The sequence below is a fragment of the endosymbiont of Ridgeia piscesae genome (genome assembly GCF_001443665.1).
Classification (GTDB): Bacteria; Pseudomonadota; Gammaproteobacteria; order Chromatiales; family Chromatiaceae; genus Endoriftia; species Endoriftia persephonae.
Window position 1 is genome coordinate 62,000 of sequence record NZ_KQ557125.1, and the last position, 20,640, is coordinate 82,639.

Genomic DNA, 20,640 nt, shown 5'->3' on the forward strand with positions numbered 1-20,640 from the left:
TTGTCCGCGCCAGCACGTTTGAGGAATCCACTATGGAACTGGTCTGCCCGGCAGGTAATCTGCCCTCCCTGAAGGCCGCTGTCGACAACGGAGCCGATGCGGTCTATATCGGCCTGCGCGACGACACCAACGCACGCCACTTCCCCGGCCTCAATTTCAACCAGAAGCGCGCCAGCGACGGCATCGCCTATGCGCGGCGCAAAGGGGTACGGGTGTTCATGGCGATCAACACCTACCCGCGCCCGGATGGCTGGCAACGCTGGCAGCAGGCGGTGGACAGCGCCGCCGATCTGGGTGTCGATGCACTGATCTGCGCCGATATCGGGGTGCTCGACTACGCCTCCAGCCGCTGGCCCGACCTCAACCTGCACCTCTCGGTGCAGGCCTCTAGCACCAACTACGAGGCGTTGCGTTTCTATCACGACCACTTCGGCATCAAGCGGGCGGTGCTGCCGCGGGTGCTGTCGCTGCCCCAGGTCAAGCACGTAGTCGACAACAGCCCGGTGGGGATCGAGGTGTTCGGCTTCGGCAGCCTCTGCGTGATGGTGGAGGGGCGCTGTATCCTCTCCTCCTACGTCACCGGCGAGTCGCCCAACACCCAGGGCGCCTGCTCGCCGGCCAAGTATGTGGAGTGGAAGGATGGCCCGCAGGGGATGGAGTCACGCCTCAACGGCGTGCTCACCGACCGCTACCAAGAAGGTGAGCAGGCGGGCTACCCGACCATCTGCAAGGGACGTTTCGAGGTCGGCGACAACACCTTCTACGCGATCGAGGAGCCGACCTCGCTCAACACCCTGGAGCTACTGCCCGAGCTGATGGCCGCCGGAGTGGAGGCGATCAAGATCGAAGGCCGGCAACGCAGCCCAGCCTATGTAGCCCAGGTGGCGCAAGTATGGCGTCAGGCGATCGACAGCTGCCAGCGCGATCCTGAAACCTACCGGGCAAACCCGGCCTGGAACGCCACCCTCGGCAACGTCTCCGAAGGCACGCAGACCACCCTCGGCCCCTACCACCGCCCCTGGCAGTAACTCCCGCGGAATTATCCTGATATGAGCTCCAGCATGAAACTCTCCCTCGGTCCCGTACTCTACTTCTGGTCCCGCGACGATCTGTTCACCTTCTACGAGGAGGTGGCGGAGATGCCGGTGGATATTGTCTATCTCGGCGAGACGGTCTGCTCCAAACGGCGCAGCCTCAGCACCGCTGATTGGATCGAACTCGGCGAGCGGCTGAGCCAGGCCGGCAAACAGGTGGTGCTCTCCACTCTGGCGCTGCTCGAGGCGGAGTCGGAGATGAAGACCCTGCGACGCATCTGCGACAACGGCCAGTTCATGGTCGAAGCCAATGATATTGGCGCAGTGCAGCTGCTATCGAGCGCCGGCCTGCCATTTGTCACCGGACCGCTGGTCAATATCTACAACCCCCGCACCCTCAACCTGCTGGCGAAGCAGGGGCTGAAGCGCTGGAGTCTGCCACTGGAGCTCTCCCGTGAGACTCTGAAGCAGATGCAGGCGGAGCGGCCGGAGGGGGTCGAGACCGAGGTCTTCGCCTTCGGCCGCCTACCGCTGACTCTCTCGGCGCGCTGCTTCACCGCCCGCTCCCACAACCTGCCGAAAGACGACTGCGACCTGAAGTGCATCGACTACCCGGACGGCCGCCTGCTCTCCACCCAGGAGAGCGAACCCTTCCTGGTGCTCAACGGCATCCAGACCCTCTCCGCGCTCAGTTGTGATCTGCTGCCGGAGGTCCCGGCCATGCAACAACTCGGGGTGGATGTGCTGCGCATCAGCCCACAGTACCGCCACACCGGTCGCATCGTCGATGCCTTCAGCAAGGCCATTGCCGGTGAGACAGCCGCCAACCTGGCTGCGCTGACCCCGCTCGGCACCTGTGACGGTTACTGGCAGGGTGAGGCCGGCATCCACAACAGCCTGAAAGCACCCCGGCAGGTCTAGTCAGACTCCGCATATGGGGTAGAATTCTGGCTCCCCATCTGCAACACGGTGCCTTAATGGATCCAACCCGCCCCATCGGTATCTTCGACTCCGGTATCGGTGGTCTCTCCGTATTGCGCCACATCCGCGAACAGCTCCCCGCTGAGGATCTGTTCTACGTCAGCGACAGCGGCCACCTCCCCTACGGCGCCAAAGGCTCCGATTTTGTTGCCCAGCGCGCCCAGCAGATCACCCGCTTTCTCATCGCACAGGGCGCCAAGACGATCGTCATCGCCTGCAACACCGCCACCGCCGCTGCGGTGGCCAGTCTGCGCCAGCAACACGTGCTACCGATCATCGGCATGGAACCTGGCCTGAAACCGGGGATCGCTGCCAGTCGCAATGGCGTGGTGGGAATACTCGCCACCGAGGGCACTCTCGGCAGCGCCAAGTTCCGCGACTTGCTAAGGCGTCACGGAGAGGGTGCAAGGGTGATCATCCGCCCCTGTCACGGCTGGGTCAGGCAGGTTGAATCCACAGACCTCAGCGGACCACGGGCACTCAAGGTGGTTGCGGAGGAGATCCAACCGTTGATCGATCAAGGGGTCGATAGCCTGGTGCTCGGCTGTACCCACTTCCCTTTTCTGCACCAGACGATCCGCCAAGTGGTGCCTGCCAAAACACACATCATCGATACCGGCCCGGCGGTGGCCAAAGAGCTGAAACGACGTCTTGCGGAACAGGGGCTGCTGAGACGCAGCACTGAGGGCGAGGTGCGCTGTTGGTGCAGCGGCGAGATTGCACAAACCCAGTATCAGGTCGAGCGGCTCTGGCGGCCGGGCTGCCCCGTACTGCCATTGCCGGCAAAGTGATCCCTCACTCTGTCGGCGATCAGGCTACAGACCGGATTCAAAGGCGCCAATATCGGGTGCCTGACCGCTCCACTCGCGGCACTCCCCATCGCCAGGCCCCGGCTCGGGACAGTGGATAGCGGAGAGATGGACACCGGCATCGATCAGAGCTGAACCGGCTGGGGGTGTGAAGGCGCTGCGGAACTGGTTGTGCATGTAGGCCCAGCGTTCGCGGATACTGATGCCTTCCGGCAGATCCAGATTGGGCACGAACCGGGAGAGCCCCCCCGAGACCTCAGAGTTGGCCTGGTGGCTCATATTGCTGCCGTAGGTAAAATCACTAGCGCCCCAGGCCACACTGTTGACCACCTCACCCGTTGCCGAGGCCCCCATAAAATTGTGGCTGCCCGCTCCCGTCGCCAGGATATGATAGGCATTGGCCGCACCCCGCAGTTCAAAGCCCCGCAAAGGACACTCATTGAGCGAGCAATGCTCCGGGCTGCCGGTACCCAGCGAGACACAACCGAGATAGGTATTGGCGTTAGCTGCCTGGTCTTCACCACGCAAGATCTTGTAGTTACGCTGTCCCGCCGGACCGTTGTCAAAGGAGATCAGGCCCTGGTAGAGCGACTCGGACATAGAGAAGTCGAAGCCGTCGTCCGCATTGTGCCAGACGATCACCTCCACCACCTTGTTACGGCGACAGACGTTGCTTGAGAGATTGTCGGAGCAAAACTTGGATGCCCCCATGCCGTCTGAGTTACCACCGCCGCCAGGATCACCCGGCACCTCCGGGGACTTACGACCATCCGAATACCTGCCGTTGTGGTGGGAGATGACCCGGTAGACCAGGTTCTCGTTAATCGGTACCGACTGGTCATCCGGCCGAATCATTACACCGCCCCCATGGGCGCTGTGAGCAAACTCAGAGTAGCGCAGGGTATTGTGGCTACCACGGATGCGAAACAGGGAGTACCAGCCGTGATGGGCGTAGATCTCTTCCACCAGGGCGCCGCTTACATCCTTGTTGAAACCAGCACACTCATAGGGACACTCACGGATCTCGAACTGGCGCACTGTGACGTCATCGGCGGCGATGCGCAGTAGTGTGGTGCGTTCATTGGACTGGGCATCATAGGGAAACCCTGCGCCCTCTATCACCGGGCGCTCATCGCCATACCCCGCCAGGGTCAGCCCCTGTACGTCGATAACCACCTCATCGGAGGAGGCAACAGGGTAGATACCACTGCGCACCAAGACTGTCTGGCCAACCTGGGCAACGGCAATGGCATCGCGGATACTGGGGTAGGCATCGCCATCATTGCCGGAGCAGTTGCGTTTGGCGATCGAATAGCTAGCGCAGTCGCCGGGCAGCTGTATATCAACATACAAGGTCTCACCGCTGTTTCCAGCCGAAGAGCCGGCACCGTCCCCGGATGAGCCACTGCTCGTGCTGCTGCCGCTCTCACCGGATGAACCACCAGTGGGGACATTACCGGAAGAGTCACCAGCCGTGGTACTGCCACCAGCCCCGCTTGATGTGACGCCACCTCCAGTCGAGGTGCTGGCGGAAGCAACCTCGCTACCGCTGTTGGAACTGTTACTACCGCTCGAACTGCCGCTGGCCACCTGATTGACCTGCTCAACGCCGCTGTTGTTGCTGTTAGCGACGATGGAAATGGTCTGATCTAGGCCGTTGCTCAGCGAGCTGTCGACCCCGGCGTTGCTGAGTGCCTCACCGGCATTGCCCGCAGTGCCGTTCTGCAGCCCGCTCAGCAGGCTCAGCAGATCGCCCAGCGGGATGTTCGGGTCGATCGCTTGGGCGGCGGCCAAGGCCGCCTGAGCCTGGCTGAGCATCAGGCTGTTGACGTTGACCTCGCTCACCGAGCGGCGTACTGAACGATCAGCGGTACTGAGCACCCGGTTGATGGCGCTATCCAAGGCAGCATTGGCCGGCTGGTTGTTGACCTGCAGGCCGTCGAGCATCGCCTCAATCAACACCTGGGCGCTGACCACATGGGCGATCGCAGTGTAGCGTGCCACGGTACCCTCGGCACCGCGGCCATCCAGTGCCGAATCGACCAGGTCGGCGGCCAGCGCGGTGAAGATATCATCCTCGCTGACATTACCGCCTATCCAGTAGGCGGTGCGACGTGCCATCTCGCCGAACACCTCGCTCGACAGGGTCACCTCGGTGACATTGTCGATAGTCACCTCGGCGCTCATCGGATCGGGCACCTTGCTGGTATCCAGACCAAAGTTGAGGCGGGTGGTGACAGCGCTTCTGGCGCGCTCCAGGTTGGCTTGTGTCAGCCCACCCTCCATCGCCAGTGCGCTCTTCACCATCATGGTGGTGTGCGGCGTTAGGTTGACCCGCGTCTGCGAGGGTGTCATCACTACCCCGCTGAGAACAAAGTCGGGGGCGGCATTGGTCACCAGGTCGGTGCCCTCGGTCGCCTCGATAATCAGCGGGAAGGCGCTGTCGGCGATCTCACCGTCGAAGTTGAAGCTGGCCCGGTCGGTACTGCTGGTGGTGGCGAGCAGCTGAAAGTTGCGGTCGCGGATGCTGACAGTGGCACCAACCACCGGGCCGTCACCAACACTGCCGTCAAAGGCGACACGACTGGAGGTTCCGCCAGTCTCCCCGACCGGTGTGCTGACCGCTCCACCGCCGCCACCACAGGCGGCAAGCAGGCTGGTGGAGAGGGTGATCGCGGCGATGGTACGTAACAGCTTCATGACTCTACCCACAGGATGGCCTATAAAAATGACACCCGAAGTATCGGTGGCAAAGGCAGGGGGCTTAAGTGATGAAGTCACATTTTCCTGTCAGATAGCCTGCATATCGCCTTGGGTTCAGCGATTTTGGGAGGAGGATCACGCCACCCCGCCAGACAGCGAGGCCGCTACGGCAGCCGACAGGAAGATAGATCAGGCAAAACGCTCGTAAGCACTGAGACAACGCTGCAGCATGGGCTGAAAGCTACCCGGCAGCGGCAAGGAGTCAGGGTCTAGAGCGGCCAGCATGTTTTTCAGGTGCACGCCCAGATCAGTATCGCCCACCATCTGCAGATGGCGCTGAAAAAACAGGGTATCCGGATCCTCACGGCCGGAGAGCAGCAGCAGAAAATCGTAGGCGGTGCCGCTGACGGTCAGGTCCGCCTCATCCTTCACTGACAACTCTCTGATCATCCCCTCTTCCAGTGAGAGCAGGTAGCTAATGCCTGCATCGCTCACCTTGATCCTCACACTGCGCCCCTCGAGAAAGTCAAGTTCCCCCTCCTCACGTTCGATAACCAGCAGACGATTCAGCAGCCGGCTCAGGATCAGGCTGTGCAGGCGCTCCGGAATCAGCCGACCGGGCAGGGCAAGCGGCTTGGGGAGACGCGGACGTTTGGCGATTTGGTTTATCATCGGACCCACTACCTCTGAAAAGCGGCTGGACAACAGGTTGCTGATCATAACAACAGTGACCGATATCTGCGACAATTTGCGGATCATGACAAAGCAACGGAATCCCTTCGACCTCGCCAACAACGAGGCCTACAAACGCTGGCGTGAGCAGAAGCTGACAGACTACCCAACCAGCCTGGACCAACTGATCGTGGAGATCGGCAATCCCCGTGATCTGCGCCAGAGCGAATACGACGCCCTGATGACCTGCTGTCGCAAAAGTAACATGGCGATCTGGGCTGGACTCTCAGGACACGATTCAGACAAGAACATCATCCGCCGGCTGGGCGAGCGATTTGGCCTGCACCGTCTCGATCACAACATGTGTGCCGACAATGACGCCATCACCTCACTCACCGTCCAGCCTGATGCGCTGCACCGAGGATACATCCCCTACAGCAACCGTCCTATCGCCTGGCACACCGACGGCTACTACAACCAGCCAGAGAAGCAGATCCACGGTCTGCTGCTGCACTGTGTCGAGCCGGCTGCAAAGGGAGGGGAAAACGACCTGCTCGATCACGAGATCGTCTACCTGCAGATCCGGGATCACCAACCCGCCTACATCCAGGCCCTGATGCACCCGCAAGCCATGACCATCCCCGCCAACCAAGTCGACGGCGAGATCCTGCGTCCGGCACGCAGCGGCCCGGTCTTTTCGATCGCCTCAGACGGCCATCTACACATGCGCTATACCGACCGCTCACGCAGCATCGAGTGGCGGACAGATCCGCTGCTGGCAGAAGCCGTCAACTATCTCAAAGCGCTGCTGAATATTCCCTCACCCTGGCACTTCCGCGGCAAGCTGGATGCTGGCCAGGGACTGCTGAGCAACAACGTCCTGCACACTCGCAGCGGCTTCAACGAGGACGAATCCCAACGACTGCTCTATCGCGCGCGCTATTTCGACCGCATCCAGGGCACCTGAGCCGGAAACCTTTCCTACCACCGCCGGTTGAACCCTGCCAACATTCTGTGTCACCATCCCGCGCCTTGGCCGCTATCGATCAGGTTGATGAAATGAGTAACGAGACCCCGATCCCCTTGGAGATCAATCTGCACCAGAAGTCACGCAAGCTGACTATCAGTTTCTCCGATGGAGCCAGTTTTGATTACCCCAGCGAATATCTGCGGGTCTTCTCCCCTGCGGCGGAGGTAAAAGCGAGCAGTGAACCGGTAACGGGTAAGGAATCAGTCAACATCAAGCGCATCGAGCCCCAGGGGCAATATGCAATCCGTCTGATCTTCGATGACGGCCACGACACAGGCATCTACTCCTGGGAAACCCTCTACGAGTTGGGGCAGCAATGGGAGACGAAGTGGCAGGCATACCTGCAGCGGCTTGAGGCGATCGGCTATCAGCGCGGCGCATCCGAAGTGGAGACCGACCGGCGCATCACCATCTACTATTTCTCCTGGCTGGTGCAGAAACTGGGAAAACAGAGCGAAGAGATGATTCTTCCCGCCTCGGTCAGCAATATCGAAACACTGCTGACGCTGCTGCGTCGGCGCCGTCCCGACCGGGCGGACATGCTTGAGATGGAATCGATCCGCCCAACCGTCAATAAACAGTTCGCGGAGTCCTTCACACTGCTAGAGGATGGCGATGAGGTGGGTCTGATCCCGCTCTCCCCAACCCCACCGGCCACACCGAGCATGTAACGCGACGAAACTATTTCAGGCTGAAGCTGAGAGACTGCACATTGCCCTGACGTAGGATGGTGACTTCAAGCTGCTCTGCCTTTTTCAGGGTATCAAGCAGCTTGAAGGCCTGCCTCTCGTCATCCAGCGGGATCCCGTTTACCGCCGTCACCAGATCGGATGGGCGAACGCCGAGACGATTGTAGAGCTTCCTGTCCTTCTGCGGCAGCAGCCGGTAACCCTTCAATTTTTTCCCCGAGCGCACCGGGACAAAGCGCAGGTGCTGCATGATCTTCAGCGGCTCTTTCTGAAACAGATCCTTGTAGCTGCGCAGTGAGGTGTTGGCAGCGGTATTGCCGGCGTTCCCGGAGAGGCGGGGACGCCTACCCTGGGTGGAGATGCCACCCCCCTTTGTCTTGGGGAATCGCAGCACTTCTGACTGGCCGTTTCGCAACAGCACCACCCGGTCGTTGTAGACCGCCTGAAGTTTCACACCACCCACGCCTTTGATGTTGGCCCCAACCTTATAGTGATCCTGCTTCGAGCCAGCCTTGCCGATGATCGCCGCCCCCTTCTCCGGGTTGTCATCGACAAATACTCCATGCAGGGTCAGATTCAGGCGGGTCTCCGGTGCACTCTTCTGGATCACCTTAGCGGAGTTGCTCTTGATCACCCCCGGGCGGCCAAACAGATGCAGGGAGGCGAGGCGCCGTGCCTCCTTGGCGATATCCAACGTCTCTTTTTCAGGGACCGCGCTCTGCTGGGTCTGCAGCGTGATTGTCTGTGTGGCGGGCTCCGGGATCAGCGACCAGGTGATGCGCGCTGCCAATTCGGAGATCAACAGCACAAGGATGACCACCGCTGCCTTTGGCAAGACCTGTTTCATCAGCGGGGCGAGCCAGGCGGGCACCTGTCGCTGATCGAGAAGCGAACCAAACACCCGTTGCAATGAGATGGAGATATCCATAGTTGTTCCGTTCTGCCCGGATCACCCTCCGCTGTAGCGGCGCAGCGACACCCTAAGTTTGAATCTTTTTTTGATCTTCGCGGCCATCTGCTCCGCAAGCTTTTTATCGACCTCCGGACCGACCTGCACCCGATAGACCCTCTTCCCATCTACTGTAGCTTTTTTCAGGGTGCCCGGCAGATCAGCCTTGCGCAATCGTGATACCAGCGCCTCCGCATTGGCGCGCTTACGAAAGCTGGCCACCTGGATCATCCAGGCGCTCGGGACCGCTCTTTCGATCCGTCCTTCTTGTTTGTAAATTGGGGGTTCAGATGTAGGATCATCGACCACGGCAGGCGCCCCGCCAACCTCGGGCGAGCGATCTTCCGGCGGCATCAGACCTGGCAGAATATCACCGTTCTCATGGCGCATCACCGGCTCCGGAGGACGCGGCGGTATCCGATCCCCCTGAAACACTCGCTCGGTATCGATCGGCTGCTCCAGCAGCATCGGCACAAAGATCACCACCAGTGAGACCAGTACGGCGCCACCCACCAGTCTCTGTTTCAGCCGCTCGCGCAAAATCTTTATCCGCCCTTTTGTCGTCAGACCTGTCGAAGTATATCAACAAAGCCAGGCGCTTCTGTCACTCCTGGCCCAATCTGTGCAACGCGTCGCCAACGATCTGAAACGAGCCGAACACCACCACCAGATCATCTGCCCCCAGGCCCGCACTGGCCGCTTGCAGGGCAGCTGCAATGCTTTCGTGGGGTTCGACCGACGACTCGACTGCCGAGCGCCGGAACAGGGCCCCAAGCTCCCCGGTCTGACGTGCCCGCCCAGACTCATCCGTCGCCACAATGCACCAGCGATCGACCAGCGGCTGCAGCAGCGCGATCACGCCTGCCGCATCCTTGTCAGCAAGCATGCCAAACACCGCCCGCACCTCACCCTTGATGCCCAGCGCCTCGATGCGCTGCTTCAGCGCGGTCGCAGCCTGAAGATTATGCGCCACATCGAGCAACACAGGCGGCGTACCTGCCAGCAACTGCATGCGCCCCTGCAATCGCACCCCGCTCAGCCCCGTCTCCAACGCCTGACGACTGACCGGCAGATGCGATTCCAGCAGCTTGACTGCACTGATCACTGCCGCCGCATTGGAACGCTGAAACGCTCCGGCGAGGGCAGGCAAGGGCAGATCCCGCTCGACCTGGTCCGGTCCAAACCAGTCCCAGCTCTGCCCACATGGGCTGGCGCGAAACGCGCTGCCCAGCTGGAACAGCCGCGCCCCCAACGCTTCACCATGTTGCACAACGGACGCCGGCATATCGGCATCCGCCAGCACCACCGGGATTCCCGCTCGCATGATGCCCGCCTTCTCCCGGCCGATCTGCTCCCGCTCTTCTCCCAACCAAGCAGTATGGTCGATATCCACTGTGGTGATCAGGGCCAGATCGGGATCGATGATGTTGACCGCGTCCAGCCGTCCACCCAGCCCCACCTCGAGGATCACCACCTGTGGCTGCGACTCGGCAAAGATCTCCAGCGCCGCCAGGGTGCCGAATTCAAAGTAGGTCAGGGAGATCCCCTGCCTTGCCTGATCGACCCGCTCGAACGCCTGACAGAGACGCTGATCGCTCACCGGCGCACCATTCAGGCGCACCCGCTCGTTGTAGCAAATCAGGTGGGGAGAAGTGTAGCTACCAGTGGTGTAACCGGCACTGCGGTAGATCGACTCCAGCAGCGCAACACAGGAGCCCTTGCCGTTGGTGCCGGCAACCGTGATAACAGTGCTCTGCAGCCCCGTCGGCCGCATTCGCCGCCACACCGAGGCAACCCGCTCCAGACCCAGTTCGATCGACTCGGGGTGGAGCGACGCCTGCCACGCCAGCCACTCGGCCAGGGAGGTGAAACGCATGGCGTAGCCGTGGACTCAGGGGCGGGTGGCGTGGGTAAAGATACTCAGCAGATCGGCGATGCGGTCACGCATGTCACGCCGGTCGACGATCATGTCGATGGCGCCCTTATCCAGCAGAAACTCACTGCGCTGGAACCCTTCAGGGAGGGTCTCGCGCACCGTCTGCTCGATCACCCGGGGACCGGCAAAGCCGATCAGAGCGTTGGGCTCGGCGACATTGACATCACCCAGCATCGCCAGACTGGCAGAGACACCGCCCATGGTGGGGTCGGTCATTACCGAGATGAAGGGCAGGCCACGCTTCTGCAACCGCTCCAGAGCGGCACTGGTCTTGGCCATCTGCATCAGGGAAAAGAGCGACTCCTGCATGCGCGCGCCGCCGCTGGCGGAGAAGCAGACCAGGGGGATGTTGCGCTCCAGCGCCACACTCACGGCACGGGCGAATTTCTCCCCCACCACCGAGCCCATCGAGCCGCCCATGAAGCTGAACTCAAAGGCGGCGACGACCAGATCGACCCCCTTCAGCTGACCGCGCATCACCAGCATCGCATCCTTCTCGCCGGAGTTTTTCTGTGCCTGCACGATGCGATCTTTGTACTTCTTGCTGTCCTTGAACTTCAGCGGATCTAACGACTCCAGATTGGCCGCGATCTCTTCCCTCGGCGCCTCGTCAAGGAAGGTGTCGAGACGCCGCCGCGCACCAATCCGATTATGGTGGTTGCACTTGGGACAGACATCCAGATTGCGCTCCATCTCGGCACGATAGAGGATCGCGTTACACCCTGGGCACTTGGTCCATAAACCTTCGGGTACCGCCCGCTTGTTGCCGCCATCGGTACGAATGCGGCTCGGCATTAATTTCTCAAACCAGCTCATGACGCAGAGTCTACATAATAGATATCAGAAAGTCAGTGGATGATGAACGGATCAGGCCCGGTCCATCGCCGCACGCATCTCGCTTAGCAGGCTGCCCAGCGCCGGTGCGATCGCTTTGGGGGTGTCGGCCAGCGCCTCGACCCGTGATACTAGCGCACTGCCAACCACCACCGCATCGGCAATCCGCGACATGGCGGCAGCGGTCTCGGCATCCTTGATGCCAAAACCGACACCGACCGGCAGATCGGTGGCGGTGCGGATCTCTCCGATCTTCTCAGCCACCGAGTCGAGATCGAGGTGACTGGCGCCGGTGACACCCTTGATCGCGACATAGTAGACAAAGCCACTCGCGGCAGCAGTGACCTTACTGATCCGCTCGGCAGTGCTGGTGGGGGCGAGCAGATAGATCTGGTCGAGCTGTTGCTGGCGCAGCGCCTGCAGCAGTTCCTCGCCCTCCTCCGGCGGGATATCGACTACCAGCGCCCCGTCCACACCGGCCTTGGCGGCGGCCTCTGCGAACGCTGCATAGCCCATGATCTCGATCGGGTTGAGATAGCCCATCAGCACCACCGGGGTCTGCTGATCCTGCTGGCGAAATTCCGCCACCATATCGAGCACGTCGTGCAGGCTGACCTGGTGCTCCAGTGCCCGCTCGCTGGCACGCTGGATCACCGGCCCGTCAGCCATCGGATCGGAGAAAGGCACACCCAGCTCGAGCAGGCTAGCACCGCTGCGCACCAGCTCGTGCATCAGCGGCACGGTGATGCCGGGACCAGGATCGCCAGCGGTGATGAAGGGGATCAGCGCCTTCCTGCCCGCCTCGCGCAGCTGCTGAAATTTTGTCTCGATACGACTCATATCACGATCCCCTCCCGTGCCGCCACGGTATGCATGTCCTTGTCACCCCGTCCGGAGAGATTAACCAGGATGATCTGATCCCGCCGCATGGTCGGCGCCAGTTTGGCAGCATAGGCAAGCGCATGGCTCGACTCCAGCGCCGGGATGATGCCCTCCACCCTGGTCAGCTGATGGAATGCCGCCAGCGCTTCGTCATCGCTGATCGCCACATACTGGGCGCGGCCGCTGTCCTTCAGCCAAGCGTGCTCGGGTCCAACCCCCGGGTAGTCCAGGCCGGCGGAGATCGAGTGGGTCTCGATGATCTGGCCATCCTTGTCTTCCATCAGATAGGTACGATTGCCATGCAGCACGCCGGGCTGGCCGGCACAGAGCGGCGCGGCGTGATGGCCGGTCTCAAGACCGTCGCCCGCCGCCTCGACACCGTAGATCGCTACCTCAGCATCGTCGAGGAAGGGATAAAACAGGCCGATCGCGTTGGAGCCACCGCCAACACAGGCCACCAGTGCATCGGGCAGGCGGCCGGCCTGTGCCTGAATCTGCTCGCGGGCCTCGCGGCCAATCACGGTCTGAAAATCGCGCACCATCGCCGGATAGGGGTGGGGGCCGGCCACGGTGCCGATGATGTAGAAGGTGTCATCAATGTTGGTAACCCAGTCACGCATCGCCTCGTTGAGGGCATCTTTCAGGGTCTTGGAACCCGATTCGACGGCCCGCACCTCAGCACCCAGCAGCTTCATGCGGTAGACGTTGGCCTCCTGCCGCACCACATCCACCGCGCCCATGTAGATCACGCACTCCAGGCCCAGCCGCGCAGCCACGGTGGCAGTTGCCACACCGTGCTGGCCAGCGCCGGTCTCGGCGATGATGCGGGTCTTGCCCATGCGTTTGGCGAGCAGCGCTTGGCCGATGGTGTTGTTGATTTTGTGGGCGCCGGTGTGATTCAGATCCTCGCGCTTGAGGTAGATCTGCGCGCCACCCAGTTCACGGGAGAGGCGCTCGGCATGGTAGAGCGGTGAAGGACGGCCGACATAGTTGGCCAGATCCGCATCCAGCTCTTTGATGAAATCAGGGTCCTGCATGTAGCGCTCGTAGGCGAGGCGCAGTTCTTGCAGCGGCTCCATCAGAGTTTCTGCCACAAACAGGCCGCCGTAGGGGCCAAAGTGGCCGCGCTCGTCCGGCAGTGTTCCGATAATCTTTTCAGCAGTCGTCGCCACGTTTTACTCCCTCGATGAAGGCTGCAATCTTGTCGGCATCTTTGATGCCTTTGGTCTGCTCAACGCCACCACTGACGTCCACCGCATAGGGACGCACCTGGCGTACTGCAGACTCTACATTGAACGGATCCAGGCCGCCCGCAAGGATGATGTTTGGTGCCAGTTCCAATGGAATCCGATCCCAGCTAAATGTGCTGCCGGTGCCACCGGGCTTGCCAGGCTGGTAGCTGTCAAGCAACAGACCGGCAGCATCCGCAAACCGCTCAGCCTCGGCCAGCAGATCCACTCCGCCACGCATACGGATCGCTTTGATCCAGGGCCTACCATGCCCACCGCACTGGGCCGGTGTCTCGTTGCCATGAAACTGCAACAGGCCGAGTGGAACCCGGGCAAGGATCTCTGCAATCCGCTCAGCTGACTCATCGACAAACAGACCAACCACGCTGACAAAGGGTGGCAACTGCGCCACGATTTGGCTCGCCTGATCCAGATCCACCGCCCTCGGGCTTGGCGGATAGAAGACCAAGCCGATCGCATCGGCGCCACTTTGCACCGCCGCCAACGCGTCTTCAGTCCGGGTGATGCCGCAGATTTTGACCCGTGTTCTCATAAGGGGGCAGAAGATACAGGATAGCGCCGCAGCGCGCCACGTCAGCGCCTATCCGGCAACTGGAATTTTTCCGGATAGTCCACCTTGGTCAAGTAGAGTCCGTGGGGCGGCGCCGTCACACCACCCTTGCGTCTGTCGCGTAACTGCAGGATCTCCTCCGCCCAGGAGACCTCCTGCTTACCCTGACCAATCGCCATCAACACTCCAGCGAGGTTGCGCACCATATGATGCAAAAAAGCATTGGCGTAAACCTCAATGGCGACCATCTCCCCCTGCCGGCTCACATCGAGACGATGAATGGTTCGCACCGGATGCTTTGCCTGACACCCCAGGGCGCGATAGGAGGAGAAGTCGTGGGTACCCACCAATGCCTGTGCCGCCTGGTGCATGCGATGCTCATCCAGCGGATGATGGTGCCAGGTCGCCCGATTGCGCCACAGTGCGGAACGGGTACCCCGATTGAGGATAAGGTAGCGATAGTGTCGCCCGGTTGCCGAAAAACGTGCATGGAAATCGTCTGCCACCTGCCGAGCCCAGCTGACACTAACATCATTAGGCAGGTTGACGTTGCTGCCCAGCACCCAGGCGCGAGGCGGCCGTTCTGCCGTGGTCTCAAAATGGACTACCTGACCGGTACCATGCACGCCGGTATCGGTGCGTCCCGCGCAGTGCACTCGCACCGGTTGATCGGCAACGCGTGACAGCGCCGCCTCCAGATCCTCTTGCACGCTGCGCGCGTGACTCTGCTTCTGCCAGCCGTTGAAACCGCTGCCGTCATACTCAACTCCCAGTGCGATTTTCATCTTGTCTGTGCCGCAACAAAAAGGGCGCACAGTGTGCGCCCTGTAATCGATCATTGTCGTTAAAGTATCAGGCTTAAGAGAGCTGTCCCAGCAGCGATTGCGCCGCCTGCTTTTGTACGGATGAGCCCTCTGCAATCACTTCGTCGAGAAGATTCTTTGCGCCCTCTTCGTCACCCATATCGAGATAGGCACGGGCCAAATCCATCTTGGTGTTAACCTCATCTTCACCACCCAACTCGATCCCTTCATCGAAGGTCAAGGAGATCGGCGCGATGCTGTCGTCTGCCTCGCCAAAGGCACTGCTTGATTCAAAGCTCTCGCTGCCATTCTCCTCGTTATCCAGATCATCAGAGAGCGATTCAAGCTCCCGCTCCAGGCTGGCCAGATCCAGATCATCAAGCGACTCTGAATCATCACCGAGAGTAAGTGAATCCCCTGTGTCTGCCGAGTCCGTCATAGCAGCACTCAGGTCAAGATTGCTCAATTCGCTCGTATCATCACCAGCGCCCCCCATCTGATCCAGTTTGTTCAGCTGGTCAGACAGATCATGGGGCAATTCGATCTGGGTGCTATCGTCGGCATCCAGCTCATCCAGGTCAAGGGTATCCAGATCGATATCGAGCGTTTCGGTGTCAACCGCCAGGCCCACAACCGACTCTGCCTGCATCTCTTCCACCGCCGCTTCCAGTTCGCGGGCCAGGCTCGAATCCGCCTCAGCAACATCAAGCCCCGGCACCGAACCTAACGCCTGGGACTCTGTGACAGTTTGAGGGGCGGCCTCTTCCCTGGAGACCTCCTCCGGTGCTGCCATCTCACTGACACCAAGAGCCTCTGAGTCAATGGAGATGGTCTCAGAAAAATCTTTGAGCTCACCAATCTCCATACTATCGAGATCGATCTCGGTCTCGCCATCCGGAGCCGGCCGGTCACTGCTGATTATCGCCGATGGAATGCTCTCAAGTCGTGAGGAGTCAGTAAAACCACTCTCCAGCTCCAGCCCCAGATCATCCATCTCATCACCGGCAGAGACCTCCTCATCACTGTCTAGCGCCGACTCATAGAGTACATTCTCGGGATCCAGCTCTCGCCCCATACGGGCGATCTTTTTCCAGGAGTCGGTGTCGCTCTCGGCTATACCTTCCTGGTGCATTGCAACTGCAGCTTCATTAAACGCTGTAGTGTCTTTTGCTGAGTAGTGGATCTCAAGCAGTTTCTCTTTCAGCTCAAGACGCTCGGGAGACTTCTCAATTGCCTGCTTGATAAGTTCTTCCGCCTGTTGGTAACGACCATAGGCGATATAGACATCAGCCTCAGAGATCGGATCGACCTCACCAGTCTCATCCTGCAGAGCATCGATATCGCTGGGCGTGAAGTCGCTCATGAAGGAGGTTTCATCGGTCGGCTCATTGACCGGCCCATCCCCCATCTCGGCAGCTGACGGTGAACTGGCATCGGCCTCCGGCACGATCAGGATGCTCTCCTCGAACTCGGCTTCCGCCTCCTTTCGACGGCGCATCGCCAGTGCCATCACACCAAGCAGCAACACGGCGACACCGCCAACCAGACCAGCAACGACAGTGGTATTGCCACCCATTACCTCAATCAGGCCTTTTGTTTCAGGCTTTTCCGGCTCTGCGGTCGCTTCTGGCGCTACCGCCACTTCCGACACTGCTTGCGGCTTACTCTCCACTACAGGAGCTTGCGGCTCTACCACCACCGTCGGTTCCATTTCTGCCGGTGCGATTGTCTCTGGCATTACCGTTTGCGGTGGAACCACTTCAGCAGCGGGCGCAACAGGCTTGGTTGCCACTGCATCTTTCATCGCTGCTTCGATTGAGGCCTCGATGTCTACCTCTTCGATGTGCGTTCCTGGTGGAATCACCACCATTTCAGGCTGAGCAACCTCTGGCATAGCCGACTCAGGCGCCGAAACGGCGGGCTTCACTGCTTCAGGTTCAGACACTGCCGCCGCGAGAGCTTCGGCCTTCTCACGAGCTGCCTCCGCAGCTCTTCGTGCCTCTTCTGCAGCCTCCTGCTGAGCCAACTGCAGCTGTGCCAGTTGATCGCTCTTGAGTGTCAACAAGCGCTGAATATCAACGAGCTGCGACTCCAACTCGTGAATCCGGGCGCGCATCTCCTCGCCTTCCTGACGCGTACTCTCATTGGTTTCACGCATCAGCAGAACCTGCTTCTGCAGCTCATCTATCTTTTTTGCAGCCGCCGCTTTACCTTCACGATCGACCGCTTCCTGGGCATCAGGCTTGGCGGAGATCAGCTTGATGCGATCCTGCTTGGGCTTGGGTTTTGCCGCGGTCGAGGCGATTTCCTGTGCAGCACCTTCGGAGGTCGAGGCGGCATCAGCCGCAGCCGACTTTGCCTTTGCGCTTTTCGCCCGCCAAGCGGATGTCTGAGCAAGAAACTCCTCACGGGCCTCGCGGTGTGACAGAGCCTGTACATTCGCATCTGCCGGCAGCCGTAAAATCTTGCCCGCTTTCAGCCGATTGACATTGTTGCCGATAAAGGCATTGGGGTTGTAGCGCAGCAACGCCATCATTACCTGTTCGGTGGTTTCCCCCGAACGGCGCATCTTGCTGGCGATGCGCCACAGATAATCATTCCGCGCGATCGGGCCATACTCCCTAGCCCCCTCTTCGACCACCTGACGAGCGCCCTCGCCAGCCGCACTGGCAGGCTGGACCGGCAAACGGCGGGTGACTGTAGGCGCCGCCACCGGTGTGGGTTTGCGTTTCAATATGACGGGCGGGTCCAGGAGCACGGTGTACTCCCTGATGAGACGACCTTTCGGCCAGTTCACTTCCACGAGAAAATTCAAAAAAGGCTCACGGACAGGAGCGCCGCTGGTGACACGAATAACCGCCCGACCATCAGACAGGATGACAGGCTCGAACCTGAGCCCCGACAACATGAGCGAACGCTCGATACCAGCCCGTTCGAAATCCTTAGCTGACCCAAGTTCAACCTTGACTCCCTGGATTTCACCCTTGTCGATAGAGAGCAGTTCTATATCAGCTTTAAATTCCTGATTAAGTACTGACTTGGTCTGGATCTCTCCAAGCCCGAGAGCGTTGGCCACAAACGGCGATAGCGCCGCCGCAATGGCCACTGCCAGGGACAGCTTACGAATCATGCTTCCTCCTCGCCAAAGCGAACGCAACCCACGGGCAGATTGGACGTTTCCGCATACAAAAAACCGTCGGAACATATAGACATCTGTTCCGAATCTCCATCAAGAATAAGGGTAATAAATCTGGCCTAACTATAGCTTACAAGTGGCCTTTTACCAAAATCTCTAGAATCTTCAAGACATTCGCCGCAATACCGGAACGCAGGTTGTCGGCAACTGCCCAAAGTGAGAATTCAGTTGGATTCTCTGTTCTACACACGAAGCGGCCAACCAGCACAGACGCACCACCAGAGGCATCACCAACCGGAGAGGGCCCCTGACTATCAGCATCGATCAACTCAATGCCATCCGCCTGCGCCAGACAGCTCTCGATCATCTGCTGAGCCACAGGTTGAGAGGCCGTGCAGTGCAGCGCCATCGAGTGGCCGAAAAAGACTGGCACCCAAGCGGCGCTAACACTGATTGACGGACAAGATCGCCCCAGGACAAGCTGACAGACATCCAGCAGATCGGCCTCCATCTTGCTCATCCCGCCCGACAAACGCTCGCCACCCTGTGGGATCAGGTTAAACGCAATCTGGCGAGGAAACAGCAGCGGTGCGACTGGCTTGCCATTGAGCAGCAGCGAGGTCTGCCGCACCACCTCTTCCACCCCGCTGCGCCCCAGCTCCGATACCGCCTGGCCAACAAACAGCGAGACCCGCTCCACCCCGAGCGTTTTGATGAGTGGCTTGATCACCGTCAGAAACTGAGTCGCGGCGCTTCCTGGTAACGGCACCACTCCACCCGATAACACAGGCTCCAGCGCCTCCGGGTTCACTGCCCCAACCACCGGAACCAGGTCAGACTCCGGGCGCAGATGCGAGCCGATATCCAGCACGATACAACGCGCATCCTGAGCCCGCTCCACCCAATCCGGCGCTACATCCGACTCGCCGGTGGAGATAACGATCGGGGTTGCATCGAAGCTGTGCAGTTCCAGGTCGGCAATCTCCAACTCCCGACTACCAAATTCGATGCCTCTGCCCACCTCATCCGGACCACCCAGCAGCACAACACTGCCGCTCAGCCGGGGGTGTGCATCGATGGCGGCCAGCAGCGCTTCCGCCACCAACCCGGCCGCCCCCACGATAGCAATATCAACCGATCTCTCCTGCAAACCATCACCTCATAATGAAAAAGAAAACCCCGTTGAATCTATCTCCAACGGGGCTCTGAATAGCGCCCAGCGCCTGGGCCATTGCGTCGATCAATCTTCCAGAAGGATCCGCAGCATGCGGCGCAACGGCTCCGCAGCACCCCACAACAGCTGGTCGCCGACGGTGAAGGCGTTGAGATATTCACTGCCCAAGTTCATCTTGCGCAAACGCCCCACCGGTACCGCGAGGGTGCCGGTAACCTGGGTCGGACTCAGCTCCTGCACGGTAATATCCCGCTGGTTGGGAATCACCTTCACCCAGTCGTTGGCGGAGGCGAGTATCGACTCGATCTCATCCATCGGCACATCCTTGCGCAGCCTCACGGTCAGGGCCTGACTGTGGCAGCGCATGGCACCGATGCGCACACAGGTACCGTCGATAGCCACCGGATTTTCGGAGCGGCCGAGGATCTTGTTGGTCTCGGCAAATGCCTTCCACTCCTCCTTGCTCTGGCCATTCTCCAGCGCCACATCGATCCAGGGGATCAGACTGCCGGCCAGCGGCACACCGAAGTTGTCGGTGGGAAATGCATCGGCGCGCATGGTCTCGACGACAGTTCGGTCGATATCCAGGATTGCCGAGGCGGGATCGGCCAGCTGCGGCGCTACCGCATCCTCGATGCTGCCCATCTGACTGATCAGCTCGCGCATGTTGCGTGCACCGGCGCCAGAGGCGGCCTGGTAGGTCATCGCAGTGACCCACTCCACCAGATCCTCGCGGAACAGACCGCCCATCGCCATCAGCATCAGGCTGACGGTGCAGTTGCCGCCGATGTAGTCTTTGGCACCCTTCGCCAGACCGTCTCGGATCACCTTGTCATTGACCGGGTCAAGCACGATGATCGAGTGCTCCTTCATGCGCAGGCTGGAGGCCGCATCAATCCAGTAGCCCTCCCAACCCGCCTCACGCAGCTTGGGGAATACCTCGTTAGTATAACCGCCGCCCTGGCAGGTGACGATCACATCCATCGCCTTCAGCTCGTCGATGTCGGTGGCATCCTTCAGCAGGGGGATCTCGCGGCCGATATCCGGACCCGCCTGTCCCACCTGGGAGGTGGTGAAGAAGACCGGCTCATCGATATCGGCAAAATCACCCTCTTCCAACATGCGGCCCATCAGGACCGAGCCCACCATGCCGCGCCAACCTACAAATCCGACTCGTTTCATCGTCTTGACCTAAGAATTTTTTACCA

Annotated in this window: 18 protein-coding genes; 5 read left to right on the forward strand and 13 right to left on the reverse strand. The window is 60.3% G+C overall.

Going from position 1 to position 20,640, the window contains the following annotated elements; translation table 11 throughout:
* Window positions 1–32 precede the first annotated feature (32 nt).
* From ubiU to murI, 3 genes are read left to right on the forward strand one after another with little or no spacing between them, the layout of a single operon-like run.
* Entirely contained in the window at window positions 33–1,028 is a 996-nt protein-coding gene (ubiU, locus tag Ga0074115_RS07205; RefSeq protein WP_057955243.1) for a ubiquinone anaerobic biosynthesis protein UbiU, read from the forward strand.
* A 21-nt stretch (window positions 1,029–1,049) separates the two neighbouring features.
* Window positions 1,050–1,955: a U32 family peptidase gene (locus tag Ga0074115_RS07210; protein ID WP_057955244.1), complete on the forward strand. Its 906-nt coding sequence runs from the start codon at window positions 1,050–1,052 to the stop codon at window positions 1,953–1,955.
* A 56-nt stretch (window positions 1,956–2,011) separates the two neighbouring features.
* The gene (gene murI, locus Ga0074115_RS07215) at window positions 2,012–2,806 is read left to right on the forward strand and encodes a glutamate racemase (RefSeq protein WP_057955245.1); all 795 of its coding nucleotides are present in this window, start codon (window positions 2,012–2,014) and stop codon (window positions 2,804–2,806) included.
* Window positions 2,807–2,830: 24 nt separating this feature from the next.
* On the opposite strand, the gene Ga0074115_RS07220 is transcribed toward murI, so the two are convergent.
* Together Ga0074115_RS07220 and ubiT are read right to left on the reverse strand one after the other, a co-directional pair.
* Entirely contained in the window at window positions 2,831–5,524 is a 2,694-nt protein-coding gene (locus Ga0074115_RS07220) for a phosphoribosyltransferase (RefSeq protein ID WP_232432961.1), read from the reverse strand.
* Window positions 5,525–5,716: 192 nt separating this feature from the next.
* Window positions 5,717–6,199, reverse strand: a complete 483-nt coding sequence (ubiT, locus tag Ga0074115_RS07225; protein ID WP_232432962.1) for a ubiquinone anaerobic biosynthesis accessory factor UbiT — start codon at window positions 6,197–6,199, stop codon at window positions 5,717–5,719.
* Window positions 6,200–6,284: 85 nt separating this feature from the next.
* Between ubiT and Ga0074115_RS07230 the strand changes: the two genes are divergently transcribed.
* Together Ga0074115_RS07230 and Ga0074115_RS07235 are read left to right on the forward strand one after the other, a co-directional pair.
* A complete protein-coding gene (locus Ga0074115_RS07230; protein ID WP_057955580.1) occupies window positions 6,285–7,166 on the forward strand; it encodes a TauD/TfdA family dioxygenase in 882 nt (293 codons plus the stop codon).
* 92 nt (window positions 7,167–7,258) lie between these two features.
* Complete coding sequence (locus tag Ga0074115_RS07235) at window positions 7,259–7,900, forward strand: gamma-butyrobetaine hydroxylase-like domain-containing protein (protein WP_006475026.1); 642 nt, start codon at window positions 7,259–7,261, stop codon at window positions 7,898–7,900.
* Between the two features lie 10 nt (window positions 7,901–7,910).
* Here the strand turns inward: Ga0074115_RS07235 and gspC are convergent, their stop codons facing one another.
* From gspC to asd, 11 genes are all read right to left on the reverse strand, one after another.
* Window positions 7,911–8,846 carry a type II secretion system protein GspC gene (gene gspC, locus Ga0074115_RS07240; protein WP_057955579.1) on the reverse strand — a complete coding sequence of 312 codons (936 nt, stop codon included), beginning with the start codon at window positions 8,844–8,846 and terminating at the stop codon, window positions 7,911–7,913.
* 21 nt (window positions 8,847–8,867) lie between these two features.
* The gene (locus Ga0074115_RS07245) at window positions 8,868–9,407 is read right to left on the reverse strand and encodes an SPOR domain-containing protein (protein WP_057955578.1); all 540 of its coding nucleotides are present in this window, start codon (window positions 9,405–9,407) and stop codon (window positions 8,868–8,870) included.
* Window positions 9,408–9,471: 64 nt separating this feature from the next.
* Window positions 9,472–10,743 carry a bifunctional tetrahydrofolate synthase/dihydrofolate synthase gene (gene folC / locus Ga0074115_RS07250; RefSeq protein ID WP_057955577.1) on the reverse strand — a complete coding sequence of 424 codons (1,272 nt, stop codon included), beginning with the start codon at window positions 10,741–10,743 and terminating at the stop codon, window positions 9,472–9,474.
* Window positions 10,744–10,758: 15 nt separating this feature from the next.
* Window positions 10,759–11,619, reverse strand: a complete 861-nt coding sequence (accD, locus tag Ga0074115_RS07255) for an acetyl-CoA carboxylase, carboxyltransferase subunit beta (protein ID WP_005965843.1) — start codon at window positions 11,617–11,619, stop codon at window positions 10,759–10,761.
* A gap of 51 nt (window positions 11,620–11,670) precedes the next feature.
* Complete coding sequence (gene trpA / locus Ga0074115_RS07260; protein ID WP_057955576.1) at window positions 11,671–12,477, reverse strand: tryptophan synthase subunit alpha; 807 nt, start codon at window positions 12,475–12,477, stop codon at window positions 11,671–11,673.
* On the reverse strand, window positions 12,474–13,691 hold the full coding sequence (gene trpB / locus Ga0074115_RS07265; protein WP_057955575.1) for a tryptophan synthase subunit beta: 1,218 nt from the start codon (window positions 13,689–13,691) through the stop codon (window positions 12,474–12,476). The genes trpA and trpB overlap by 4 nt, the downstream gene beginning before the upstream one ends.
* Window positions 13,675–14,301 carry a phosphoribosylanthranilate isomerase gene (locus Ga0074115_RS07270; protein ID WP_057955574.1) on the reverse strand — a complete coding sequence of 209 codons (627 nt, stop codon included), beginning with the start codon at window positions 14,299–14,301 and terminating at the stop codon, window positions 13,675–13,677. Before Ga0074115_RS07270 ends, trpB begins: the two co-directional genes overlap by 17 nt.
* A gap of 41 nt (window positions 14,302–14,342) precedes the next feature.
* A complete protein-coding gene (gene truA / locus Ga0074115_RS07275; RefSeq protein ID WP_057955573.1) occupies window positions 14,343–15,104 on the reverse strand; it encodes a tRNA pseudouridine(38-40) synthase TruA in 762 nt (253 codons plus the stop codon).
* Window positions 15,105–15,177: 73 nt separating this feature from the next.
* Complete coding sequence (locus tag Ga0074115_RS15760; RefSeq protein WP_158294668.1) at window positions 15,178–18,252, reverse strand: motility hub landmark protein FimV; 3,075 nt, start codon at window positions 18,250–18,252, stop codon at window positions 15,178–15,180.
* Between the two features lie 136 nt (window positions 18,253–18,388).
* A complete protein-coding gene (locus tag Ga0074115_RS07285) occupies window positions 18,389–19,408 on the reverse strand; it encodes an aspartate-semialdehyde dehydrogenase (RefSeq protein ID WP_232432963.1) in 1,020 nt (339 codons plus the stop codon).
* Between the two features lie 90 nt (window positions 19,409–19,498).
* Window positions 19,499–20,614 (reverse strand): aspartate-semialdehyde dehydrogenase, encoded by a 1,116-nt coding sequence (asd, locus tag Ga0074115_RS07290; RefSeq protein WP_057955572.1) that lies wholly within the window; start codon window positions 20,612–20,614, stop codon window positions 19,499–19,501.
* Window positions 20,615–20,640: the final 26 nt, after the last annotated feature.